An 11,107-nucleotide genomic window follows, 5' to 3' on the forward strand; every position below is an offset into this window, starting at 1 on the left:
GTGATATTTCATATTTAAATTAAATGATACAAACTGTAATGGAAATCATTATTTTAAGTGTCAATGTAATCGAAGACATCAGTGCACTTGCTCATTTTGATGCCATTGATTTCTTATAAATTGGAAACAATCCGTTAAATTCAATTACTGCTTTTGATGACATTATTGTTGATGGGGTTGTTGATACGACTAATCCGAGTACGTATTTAATTAACGATCGATATGAATCCACTTCCGCAAGCGCCACGATTGTGGTCAAAGAAGACTTAACGCGTATTAACGTAAAAGACTCGACGATTCATGTGAGTGATACGTGGAATGCTAAAGATAAGTTAATGTCCGCAAGGGACCAAGACTGGAATTTTATCGAGTCTTCACTGGATACCATTGACGTCAAAGCTTCTGTAGACACACAACATGCAGGCGAATACACGATTATGTATAGCCTAAAATCTATGTCACGTAGTGATGAAAATAATACTTATGCAGAGATTACAGTTCGTGTTATTGATGATAACGCACCGATAATTCATGAGAATCCTGAAACACAAGATCCAATTCCTACTAATACGGGGATTTCAAAATCCTACTTCGGTGATGGGGTCATTGGCGTTGGTGCCTTGTTACTTGTTTTAGAAGCGATAAAAGCAAAGCGTAATACGAACTAGTATTATTAGTAAGTTTAAAAACACGTATAAGATTTCAATTATGAAAAGATAAAAAAGTAGTAATCCCAATTTGAAAAATACTCAGATTTTCGAGTAGATTTAATCCGAGGAAACTTGAAGTACTTGAACTCCAAGCTCTTCGATTTCCCGAATGCTTTGGGTATTAGCGTATGTATCCGTGATTAAGATATCGACATGGGAGAGGTCTGTCACATTAAAGTTAGTATCATTGCCAACCTTACGATGGTCTGCAACGACAATAACCAAGTCGTGTGCATTCTGAATCATTCGTGCGTTAACATTTGCTTCATGAATATTGTTTGTTGATATTCCATGTTGTGCACTGATTCCAGAGCATCCCATAATCGCAATATTTGCTTGGACTTTTTCAAGTGCTCGCAATGCAATATCACCAACGAGTGCCTCTTTATGAGAACGAATCTCTCCGCCGGTCAAGATTACAGTGATCCCCGAGTGTAGGTTCATTGTAGCCAATCGTAAATTATTGCTTATTAATGTAAGATTGTCCTGGCAGACATAGGAAAGAACTGAAGCTGCAGTAGAACTGGAATTGAGAAATATCGTTGATCCGGAAGGTATGTAGGTTGCAGCTCGTTGTGCTAAGGATGTTTTAAGTCCTTCAAGATATATGTCACAGTGAGCTGTGTTTTTATGGTTAGGAAGTTCATTCAAGCGAACACCACCGTGAAATCGTGTTACAAGATTGGTTTGCTCAAGTGTTTGAAGATCACGTCTTACAGTCATTTCCGAAACTCCCAAATAATCAGCTATATCTGTAGTCAGCATTCTTGATTTATTTTCAGCTAAAAGATTTAAGATTGTGGTTCTTCGAGTTTTAAGTTCATCCTGAGTACTTTTTTTATACATAAAGCACCTCCTATGTTCATATGATAACATAATTACTATATTTTTTGTTATTAATGTTAGTACGAACATATAATTAAATAAAATGAACACATAACGGACTAGTAAGCGCTTTCTCACCGGAGTATGATGATACTGTAAAAAACAGAAGGAGACGATATGTATATGAATGATATTCATGATGTTACAAAAGAGAAATGGCTTCAAGCTACATTTCCAGAGTGGGGAACATGGCTTAATGAAGAGATTGCAGAGACGGAAGTTCCAGAAAAATCTTTTTCAATGTGGTGGTTAGGATGTACTGGTATTTGGTTGAAAACACATGAAAATACGAACATTTTAGTTGATATGTGGTCTGGGACAGGAAAACGAACACATGGGAATGGCATGATGAAGAAAGGACATCAAATGATGCGTATGGCAGGCGTAAAGGCAATACAGCCGAATCGTAGAAATGTTCCATTTGTTATTGATCCATTTGAAATTCAGGGGGTCGATGCACTTGTTGTTTCCCATATTCACTCAGATCATCTTGATTTAGTAACAGCAGCAGTTGTAGCTGAAAACTGTCCTAATGCACTTTTTATTGGCCCTAAAAAAGTTGTGGAAACATGGATTAAATGGGGGATTCCGAAGGAACGTACTCGTATTGTGAGACCGAATGATGTTTTAGAAGTTGGTAGCGTCGAACTTGAATTTCTAGACTCATTTGATAATACTGCCTTAATTACGGTAGAGAATCCCGATGAAATTCTAGCTGGATCACTTCCACAAGATATGGACGATATTGCTGTAAATATTCTAATGAAAACATCAGGTGGTAACATCTATCATGGTGCAGATTCTCATTATTCTGTTCTATATGCGAAACATGGGAAAGAACACAAGATTGATGTCGCATTAGCAAATTTTGGCGAAAACCCGGTAGGAATCCATGATAAATTAACTTCTTCAGATGTATTACGCATGGCAGAAGCGCTTCGAACAAAAGTTATTATTCCTCTCCACTATGATATTTGGACAAATTTCTGGGCAGATCCGCATGAAATTGTAACGTTATGGAATTTTAAGAAAGATCGATTAAAATACCATTTTAAACCGTTTATTTGGCAAGTAGGAGGTGAATATTGTTATCCACAAGATACAAATCATATCGCTTTTATGTTTGATCGAGGATTCCATGATCATTTCGAAAATGATACAGATGTTCCTTATCCGTCGTTTCTTTAGGAGTCGGACTGGTTTATGTTAAAGTACTTTAAAGAAAATGATTTAGTGCAATTTATTGATAGAACTGATTGTAATTGGAAAGAAGCGATTCGATTAAGTTGTCATAAATTACTTGAACATGATTATATTGGTGAAGACTATGTTGAGGGCATTATTGATTGTGTTGAAAAATATGGTCCTTATATCATAATTTTACCCCATGTTGCGATGCCACATGCATCGCCGGTTGAGTTTAAGATCAACAAAAGTGGTATCGCCTTTACAAAGTTTAAAGAGCCAATACAATTTCCAGAAAACAATCATGTTAAAGAAGCAAATTTATTTTTTACAGTTTCAGCAAAAGACGCAACAGAGCATTTAGATAATATTGTAAATTTAATGGAATTATTGAGTGATGAATCCGTAATAGAGACGTTGATGAAAATAGATAATATGATGGATTTTGAAAAATTAATTTAAAAGGGGAGGGTACATTATTATGTTAGATTTTGCAATGAATGTTTGGTCTTTTTTTGCACAAAATATTCTTACACAACCTGCATTTTTAATCGGATTTATTGTCTTGATTGGGTATATTTTACTTGAGCGTCCACTCTATGAGAGTATCTCTGGATTCTTAAAAGCAACAGTTGGATATTTTATTCTTGCTGTAGGGTCGGGGGGATTAATTAAAAACTTTCGTCCAATTTTGGTTGGATTAAAAGATCGTTTTAATTTAGATGCGATGGTTATTGATCCTTATTTTGGTCAAAATGCAATTACGGCGGGTGTTGAACCAACATTTGGACGTCATTTTAGTGATGTAATGTTGCTCCTTCTGATTGCATTTATTGTAAATATTATTCTTGTTCGATTGAAAAAGTATACAAAAATGCGCGCAGTCTTTACGACTGGAAATGTGCAAGTTCAGCAGGCTTCTACTGCATTTTGGATTATTCTCTTTTGTTATCCATTTTTAGGACGCGTTGAAGTACTGGTTGTGATGTCGATTATCTTGGGATTGTATTGGGCTGTGGGTTCAAATTTAACTGTTGATTATGCGCAAGAACTTACAGAGGGAGCCGGATTTGCTATTGCTCACCAACAAATGTTTGGTGTCGCTATTTTTTCGAAACTCTCAGAATATTTTAAACCTAAAGATAATTCGAAATCGTTAAAGCGTATTGAAGATATAAAGTTACCTGGATTTATGTCAATTTTTAATGATAACATGGTAGCCACATCACTTCTTATGCTTCTGTTTTTTGGTTCGATTTTATTGATTCTTGGGAAACCTTACTTAGTCGAAAATGAATTCATTACTGCTGATAAAAACTTTTTGTTCTATATCCTTGAATCAGCCTTACATTTTACGGTTTATCTTTCGATTTTACAGTTAGGCGTTCGAACTTTTGTTGCTGAGTTAACAGAATCTTTCCAAGGGATTGCAAATAAACTTTTACCGGGAGCAGTACCAGGGATTGATGTTGCTGCTAATTTCGCATTTGGATCACCAAATGCAGTAACACTCGGATTTCTATTTGGTGCATTGGGTCAGTTTTTAATGATTATACTACTCATTGTCCTAAAAGCACCGACGATTGTCATTGCGGGATTTATTCCAATGTTTTTTGATAATGCTGTCATTGCAACATATGCAAATCATCGAGGTGGCATTAAACCGGCTGTAATTTTCCCATTTATTTCGGGAATGATTCAAGTTTTAGGATCAGCACTTTTTGCTTCTTGGATTGGTCTTTCTCAATATGGTGGTTATCTAGGTATGTTTGACTGGGCCACTGTATGGCCAGGATTTACGATAATCATGAAAACACTGGGATATCTAGGAATTCTTGTCGTAATTTTTATTTTAGTTCTGATTCCTCAGCTTCAATATCGAAGAAATCCTCATGCATACTTCTTAATAACGGAAGATTATGAAGGTTATAAACAAAAATTTAAAAAAGAGGGGGTGCAATCATGAGAATTTTGGTTGCCTGTGGTAATGGATCAGGTACAAGTTTAATGCTGAAGAAGACTGTGGAGAAGGCGATGAAAGATTTAAATAAACCAATCACATTGATTCATCAAGCAGCGGTCTCAGAAGGTAAGAACACAGCAAAAAATTATGATGTCGTTTTTACTCCATTGAATTTCGTTTCGATGTTCGATCGTGCTCAAGATCAACACAATGTTAAAGTTTTTGGCATTAAAAATGTGATGTCTATTTCAGAAGTGACATCAGTGTTGGCGTCATATCTAAGTGGGAAGGAGAACAATTGTAATGAATAGACCGCGATTACAAGTGGCTTTGGATTATTCAAATATTGAAGATGGAATTGCTGCTGCAGTCGCAGTAGGGTGTGCTGTAGACATTGTGGAAGCAGGTACAATTATGCTACTTCAGACGGGAATGCAAGCGACGCGTATACTACGAAAATTGTTTCCTGACAAAATCATTGTTGCGGATACCAAGTGTGCAGATGCTGGCGGTACTGTGGCCAAAAATTGCAAAGATAATGGTGCTACTTGGATGACATGTATCTGCTCAGCAACGCTTCCAACCATTAAAGCAGCACTTAGGGAGATTGATGAAGTTCAAATTGAATTATATGGTGACTGGACCATGGAACAGGCGGTAAATTGGAGACAATGTGGTGTAAAACATCTAATTTATCATCAAAGTCGTGATGCGCTTTTTTCAGGAACATCCTGGGAACAATCTGATTTGAAAAGAATCCAAAAATTAATCGAGATGGGATTTGAGATTTCGGTGACAGGAGGGCTCAATTTAGAGACCTTGAAACTATTCAAAGGAATGAACATTGGTACTTTTATTGTAGGGCGCAGTATTACAGAATCCGAATCTCCTGGAACTCGTGCGCAAGCATTTCAAAATAAAATTAGTGAACTATGGTGTGATTCATGATGACTGCACTTGGAGTTTATGAAAAAGCACTGCCCCCTAATCTTTCTTGGGTCGAAAAATTCGAACTTGCAAAAAAACTAGGATTTTCTTATATAGAACTTTCTATTGATGAATCAGACGCGCGCTTAGATCGTTTGGATTGGGATATGAAAACACTTAGGGAGATTTCTGATGCTATGGATAAAACAGATATACGGATTCAGTCGCTTTGTTTAAGTGCACACCGTCGCTATCCCTTAGGTTCTTTGGATGCTAATACACGACATCATGCGCTCATTATTCTGAAGAAAGCCGTTAAAATAGCATCTATGTTAGGAATTCGTACAATTCAACTTGCTGGTTATGATGTTTACTATGAAGAGAAGTCTGAACTAACACGAGAATACTTTATAAGTAACTTAAAAAAATGTGTCGAAATTGCCGCTTCCAAACAAGTGATGTTAGCAATCGAAATTATGGATGATCCTTTTATCAATTCAATTACAAAGTATAATGCCATCAAATCACAAATACCATCTCCTTGGCTACAAGTTTATCCTGATATTGGGAATCTTTCGGCTTGGCCCGGGAATGATGTTGGTCAGGAATTGGAACAAAATATTGCGGCTATTGCAGCAATCCATATTAAAGATGTTGTTAAAGTTTCTCCACAAACAACCGGTGTCTTTAAAAATGTACGTTTTGGTGAAGGAGATGTTAATTTTCTAGCTAATTTTAAAACTTTGTTTCGAATAGGATATCGAGGAAGTTTTGTTTTAGAAATGTGGAGTGAGTCTGATCAGAATCCCGTTCGTTCGATAACAGAAGCATTGTTATACATTAAACCAATACTTAAGGAGGCAGGATATGTCCTTGAATCGTGAAACTTTAAACAAAATTAAAGAAGAAGTCTTTGAAGCTAACCGAAATTTGATTGAACAAGGCCTTGTAACATTAACATGGGGTAATGTTAGTGTTTTGAATCGCACTGAGGGGTATGTGGTTATTAAGCCAAGCGGCGTTGATTATCACAAAATGAGTCGTGAAGATATGGTTGTTACAGATCTTGAAGGAAATTCATTGGAGTCAGGTCAGCTCAAACCGTCTTCGGATTTAAAGACACATCTCGAATTGTATCGACATTTTCATTCCATATCTTCCGTGGTTCATACACATAGTGTTCATGCTGTTAGTTGGTCCCAATCTGGGCGTGATTTGCCAACTTATGGTACAACTCACGCGGATACGTTTAATGGCGATATTCCAAATACGCGGTTTTTAACGGAAAATGAAGTGGCGACAGATTATGAAAAAAATACGGGTACCGTAATTGTGGAGACATTTAGAGAGCGCCATTTAGATGAAATGGCGATACCTGGTATTCTTGTTAATGGTCACGGACCTTTTACTTGGGGTACAAGTGCTAAAGAAGCAGTTATGAATAGTCATATTTTAGAAATTATCTGTACTATGGCTTGCCAAACAGAAACGATAGTAAAAGATGCATCGCATTTACCGGACTATATTCTAAAAAAACATTATGAACGAAAACATGGACGTGATGCTTACTATGGCCAAGATTTCGATATTTTGAAATAAAGTATCTTTAACGAGAACGATCGTGTTCTCGTTTTTTTTGTAGATACAAACGAAAATTGAGTTTACGTGAAGAATATGAAAAAGAAAATTATAATAAAATTTGTGTAGATTCTAATAAAAATTATTGACTTCGTAGCGAAATTCGAATATTCTAAATGCGAATGCTTTGCATTTAGAATGAAGGAGATAGGATAACGTGAAGAAAAAAATTGTTGTTTTACTGTGTGCATTCATGTTTTGGTTTCAAATACCTGTACATGCTACATCCATTACCCTCGGGGATGAAGGGATTCGAAATGCCGTCCAACGGGCATTGAAATCAAAAGAAAATGCCTTTGATTTAGAGTCTTTAAAGGGAATAGAGGATTTAAATCGATTTCCAGTTCGCAATACCAAAAGTCTAGCTGAATTTGAATACATTCCAAACTTAAAGAAACTGATGATTATGAATTCGGGAGTGCAAGACTTTACACCACTAAAGCACTTAAATGAATTAAAGAGTCTCTTGATTACTCAGTTCAAGAAAAATGATACCCAATTTGATGCGAATGTTCTGAAAAGTATTCATCTTACTCAACTTGGATTTCAAAATATTAATGTCGTTAATCCAGAGCGTTTGCCCAACACAATCCATGATTTATCGATGGTAAATACCGGAATGGAAGATGCGAACTTTCTGAGTGGTTACCAGGAACTTGAACGTCTTATCGTTCGGGATGAACGGATTAATCCAAGGACGTTGAGTCTTAATCATCCCCAACTCCAATATTTGACGCTTGAATCGTTGGGGCTTGAATCATTGCCAGATGTAGACCAACTAAACCGTCTTGTCTTTGCGAATTTCAAAAATAATGAATTGAAAAATGTAGATTCATTGAAAACGTTACTGCAACTGAAAGAACTTGATCTTTCCAAAAATAGAATCTCTGATTTGAGTCATATCCCAAGTTCAGTTACGGACTTGAAAGCATTTGATCAAGTTGCGGAAGTTGATCTTTTAGAACATGAAGGTGTGTACTCATTTAAGAATCCATTTAAGTGGATTGATGGACACGTAATTCAGCCAGATATCTTTTCGGATGAAATCAAATATGATGATGAAAATCATCAGTTTACGCTTAAAAATCTTGATTTAGTTCAAGAGATTCGATTCTTAAAAAAAGATTTGAGTGATGGAGAAAAAATGATGACGGGTCGCTTGAAAATTGGTCGTATTGTGAAAACGAGCCCGCTTATTCCGCTGCAACCAATGCCCGAAGTAAATTTACCTCAAGAATTTACGACATCTTTAGGAAATCCGTATTTGTTTGAGTCACTTTTAAAGGATCATCCAGAGATTCAAACAATGACGTTGGATGTACCGGTCGACTATGATGTTGAAGGTACGCTCAAGCGCAATCTTAATGTCGTTTTTAAATCGGGACATGTGGTTTCTCATCCAGTAACAATTGTGATCACGTCAAAGACTTCTGAAGAGGAAAAGAACACCCCAAAACATGATTTAGATACCCAAAATCGACCACAACAACACGAGGATAAATCCCACTCAGTGATGCCACCTGAAACAAAATCTGCGAATAAATCCAAAACGACAACAAATAATAAGGTAGAACCAAATACCTTGCCGTTGACGGGCGTTAGCGAACGTGATACTGTTTCACATTACTTAATTGTCTTTGGTATGTTACTTCTCGTTTGTAGATCTGTACGCCATCGCCCATGTAAGTAACGCCTTAAAAATAGATAACTGACTTCTGTTAAACTATGGATGGAAGGGAAGTGCTGATATCACCAATCATTTTCAACACCAACCCAAACCAAAGACTTTGGCGAAAACCGGAATTTCAGATAATCATATCGGATCAATATTTGTTTTCCCAGGCATGGCATTGATGGTTATCAAAAATCGTAATTAGATCTTAAACTTTTAGAATGAAAAAGCTCGTAAGCCTGATAAGCTCCCCTTAAAGTAGACACCCGAAATAAATAAAATCGGGCACTACAAAAAAGGAGGAGCTTTTTCTATGGGGAGAAAGAATAAATATCCAGCCGAAATAAAAGAACAAGCAATTAATGAATATTTGAATGGCATAAAAGGTGCACCAGAAATAGCTGAAGAATTATCTATTGATTCTAGTACATTACGTAGTTGGGTGAAAAAGTATCAAACTTATGGTATTGAAGTTTTTTCAGATAAAGATCGAAACAAAAGTTATTCGAAAGAGCTCAAGGAATCCGCAATTAGGGATTATCTTGAAGGCGCAGGTTCTCTTAAAGATATTAGTATTAAATATGGTATAAGTTCCCATGAGGTTTTGCGCGGATGGATAAAAAAGTATAATAGACTTGAAACTATAAAGGATTACGATCCTAAAGGAGAAGTCTATATGACAAAAGGTAGAAAAACAACAATTGAGGAGCGTCAGGAAATTGTCGCATATTGTATTGAACATGACTACGATTATAAGGGGACTGCTGAGCGCTATGAACTTTCTTATGCTCAGGTTTATCAGTGGGTGAAAAAGTATAACGAATTGGGAGATGATGGTCTTCTTGATAAACGTGGCAAGCGAAAACAAGAAGATCAACTTAGTAATGAAGAACGTTTAGAACGTAAAGTAAAACTACTTGAAAGACAACTCGAACTGAAAGAACGCGAGAACATTCTATTAAAAAAAGTGAAGGAAATCGAAAGGGGGCGATATTCTCCAAAGCAAAACAAGAAGTAAAGTATCTCGCAGTGCAGGAACTACATCATAAACATGGCTGGAGTATTCAGTGGATGTGTAAGGTACTTAAAATCGCAAGAAGTAGTTATTATAAATGGACGCATCGTGTTGAAACAAGCAATGAAATTGAAAATCATGAGCTTTGCAATCTCATTCTTGATTATGATGAACTATTTGGACATATCTTAGGCTATCGACGCATGACGGATTGGATCAATGAGTTGAATAGCGTTCAATATAACTCGAAGAGGATTCATAGACTCATGAAGATGCTAGGGGTGAAATCAGTGATTCGTCAAAAGTCTAAAAAATATTCACGAAGCACTCCTGAAATCACAGCTGAAAATATTTTAAATCGAAATTTCTTTGCCGCAAAACCGAATGAAAAATGGCTGACAGACGTCACAGAATTTAAGATTAAAGGTTCAAGTAAGAAACTATATCTCAGTGCGATTATTGATCTTTATGATTTAAGTGTTGTGGCGTATCAAATAAGTGATCGGAACAATAATCAACTTGTGTTTGATACTTATCATAAAGCTATCGCGAGATATCCAGAGGCAAAACCTTTATTTCACAGTGACCGCGGATTCCAATACACAAGTAGGGCATTTAGGAAACAGCTAGAAGATCAAGGAGTGATGCAAAGTATGTCTAGAGTGGGACATTGTATTGATAATGGTCCTATGGAAGGATTTTGGGGAACAATCAAATCAGAAATGTACTACCCTAATGAATTCAGTACAAGAAGCGAATTGAAGAAAGCAATTGAAGTGTATATTGATTTTTATAACAACAAGAGACTTCAGAAACGCTTCAAAAACAAAACACCAATGATGGTTCGAACTGAAGCGCTAGGAACAGAGACACCTGTAGTCTACGCGATTCCAACTAACAAGAAGATTGAAGCTTACTGGTCAAACATTAGAGAAAAACAAATGCAGTCACTTGTAGCATAAAAAAGATGATTCATCATAAAGTGATAAATCATCTTGGATATTTTATTTATTTCACCTGTCTACTTGACAGGGAGCAGTTCAGCCTTTGCTGCGGGCTTTTTTTGTATAAACATGTTGTTCAGAATTGCTTTCTTTTTGATTTACACATAG

13 protein-coding genes are annotated in these 11,107 nt (G+C 36.3%); 11 read left to right on the forward strand and 2 right to left on the reverse strand.

Features of this window, described 5'->3' with window-relative positions:
- Positions 1 to 91: 91 nt before the first annotated feature.
- Entirely contained in the window at positions 92 to 259 is a 168-nt protein-coding gene (locus NMG63_RS03890) for a hypothetical protein (protein WP_254006401.1), read from the reverse strand.
- Between NMG63_RS03890 and NMG63_RS03895 the strand changes: the two genes are divergently transcribed.
- Positions 252 to 668: a bacterial Ig-like domain-containing protein gene (locus tag NMG63_RS03895; RefSeq protein ID WP_254006402.1), complete on the forward strand. Its 417-nt coding sequence runs from the start codon at positions 252 to 254 to the stop codon at positions 666 to 668. The two genes, NMG63_RS03890 and NMG63_RS03895, sit on opposite strands and share 8 nt — an antisense overlap.
- 99 nt (positions 669 to 767) lie before the next feature.
- Here the strand turns inward: NMG63_RS03895 and NMG63_RS03900 are convergent, their stop codons facing one another.
- Entirely contained in the window at positions 768 to 1,556 is a 789-nt protein-coding gene (locus tag NMG63_RS03900; RefSeq protein WP_013852877.1) for a DeoR/GlpR family DNA-binding transcription regulator, read from the reverse strand.
- 156 nt (positions 1,557 to 1,712) lie between these two features.
- Here NMG63_RS03900 and ulaG point away from each other — a divergent pair, with 156 nt between their 5' ends.
- The 10 genes from ulaG to NMG63_RS03950 all read left to right on the forward strand — a co-directional run bounded on the left by ulaG (position 1,713) and on the right by NMG63_RS03950 (position 10,957).
- Entirely contained in the window at positions 1,713 to 2,783 is a 1,071-nt protein-coding gene (gene ulaG, locus NMG63_RS03905; protein WP_254006403.1) for an L-ascorbate 6-phosphate lactonase, read from the forward strand.
- Between the two features lie 15 nt (positions 2,784 to 2,798).
- Positions 2,799 to 3,242: a PTS sugar transporter subunit IIA gene (locus NMG63_RS03910; protein ID WP_161636558.1), complete on the forward strand. Its 444-nt coding sequence runs from the start codon at positions 2,799 to 2,801 to the stop codon at positions 3,240 to 3,242.
- A 19-nt stretch (positions 3,243 to 3,261) separates the two neighbouring features.
- Positions 3,262 to 4,746, forward strand: a complete 1,485-nt coding sequence (ulaA, locus tag NMG63_RS03915; RefSeq protein ID WP_013852878.1) for a PTS ascorbate transporter subunit IIC — start codon at positions 3,262 to 3,264, stop codon at positions 4,744 to 4,746.
- Complete coding sequence (locus NMG63_RS03920) at positions 4,743 to 5,054, forward strand: PTS sugar transporter subunit IIB (RefSeq protein ID WP_013852879.1); 312 nt, start codon at positions 4,743 to 4,745, stop codon at positions 5,052 to 5,054. Before ulaA ends, NMG63_RS03920 begins: the two co-directional genes overlap by 4 nt.
- Positions 5,047 to 5,691 (forward strand): 3-keto-L-gulonate-6-phosphate decarboxylase UlaD, encoded by a 645-nt coding sequence (locus tag NMG63_RS03925; RefSeq protein ID WP_254006404.1) that lies wholly within the window; start codon positions 5,047 to 5,049, stop codon positions 5,689 to 5,691. Before NMG63_RS03920 ends, NMG63_RS03925 begins: the two co-directional genes overlap by 8 nt.
- Positions 5,688 to 6,554: an L-ribulose-5-phosphate 3-epimerase gene (locus tag NMG63_RS03930; RefSeq protein WP_003773398.1), complete on the forward strand. Its 867-nt coding sequence runs from the start codon at positions 5,688 to 5,690 to the stop codon at positions 6,552 to 6,554. Before NMG63_RS03925 ends, NMG63_RS03930 begins: the two co-directional genes overlap by 4 nt.
- On the forward strand, positions 6,538 to 7,269 hold the full coding sequence (gene araD / locus NMG63_RS03935; RefSeq protein ID WP_003773399.1) for an L-ribulose-5-phosphate 4-epimerase AraD: 732 nt from the start codon (positions 6,538 to 6,540) through the stop codon (positions 7,267 to 7,269). Before NMG63_RS03930 ends, araD begins: the two co-directional genes overlap by 17 nt.
- 196 nt (positions 7,270 to 7,465) lie before the next feature.
- Entirely contained in the window at positions 7,466 to 8,998 is a 1,533-nt protein-coding gene (locus NMG63_RS03940) for a leucine-rich repeat domain-containing protein (RefSeq protein ID WP_254006405.1), read from the forward strand.
- Between the two features lie 295 nt (positions 8,999 to 9,293).
- A complete protein-coding gene (locus NMG63_RS03945) occupies positions 9,294 to 9,998 on the forward strand; it encodes a helix-turn-helix domain-containing protein (RefSeq protein WP_254006375.1) in 705 nt (234 codons plus the stop codon).
- Positions 9,971 to 10,957 carry an IS3 family transposase gene (locus NMG63_RS03950; protein WP_254007443.1) on the forward strand — a complete coding sequence of 329 codons (987 nt, stop codon included), beginning with the start codon at positions 9,971 to 9,973 and terminating at the stop codon, positions 10,955 to 10,957. The genes NMG63_RS03945 and NMG63_RS03950 overlap by 28 nt, the downstream gene beginning before the upstream one ends.
- The last annotated feature ends 150 nt before the right edge of the window (positions 10,958 to 11,107 follow it).

Source organism: Erysipelothrix amsterdamensis (assembly GCF_940143175.1).
Lineage (GTDB): Bacteria > Bacillota_I > Bacilli_A > Erysipelotrichales > Erysipelotrichaceae > Erysipelothrix > Erysipelothrix amsterdamensis.

What these genes read in the sequence shown, in the direction of transcription:
- NMG63_RS03900 (WP_013852877.1), bottom strand. Translation starts at nt 1,556, where the DNA reads ATGTATAAAAAAAGTACTCAGGATGAACTTAAAACTCGAAGAACCACA.
- ulaG (WP_254006403.1), top strand. Translation starts at nt 1,713, where the DNA reads ATGTATATGAATGATATTCATGATGTTACAAAAGAGAAATGGCTTCAA.
- NMG63_RS03910 (WP_161636558.1), top strand. Translation starts at nt 2,799, where the DNA reads ATGTTAAAGTACTTTAAAGAAAATGATTTAGTGCAATTTATTGATAGA.
- ulaA (WP_013852878.1), top strand. Translation starts at nt 3,262, where the DNA reads ATGTTAGATTTTGCAATGAATGTTTGGTCTTTTTTTGCACAAAATATT.
- NMG63_RS03920 (WP_013852879.1), top strand. Translation starts at nt 4,743, where the DNA reads ATGAGAATTTTGGTTGCCTGTGGTAATGGATCAGGTACAAGTTTAATG.
- NMG63_RS03925 (WP_254006404.1), top strand. Translation starts at nt 5,047, where the DNA reads ATGAATAGACCGCGATTACAAGTGGCTTTGGATTATTCAAATATTGAA.
- NMG63_RS03930 (WP_003773398.1), top strand. Translation starts at nt 5,688, where the DNA reads ATGATGACTGCACTTGGAGTTTATGAAAAAGCACTGCCCCCTAATCTT.
- araD (WP_003773399.1), top strand. Translation starts at nt 6,538, where the DNA reads ATGTCCTTGAATCGTGAAACTTTAAACAAAATTAAAGAAGAAGTCTTT.
- NMG63_RS03945 (WP_254006375.1), top strand. Translation starts at nt 9,294, where the DNA reads ATGGGGAGAAAGAATAAATATCCAGCCGAAATAAAAGAACAAGCAATT.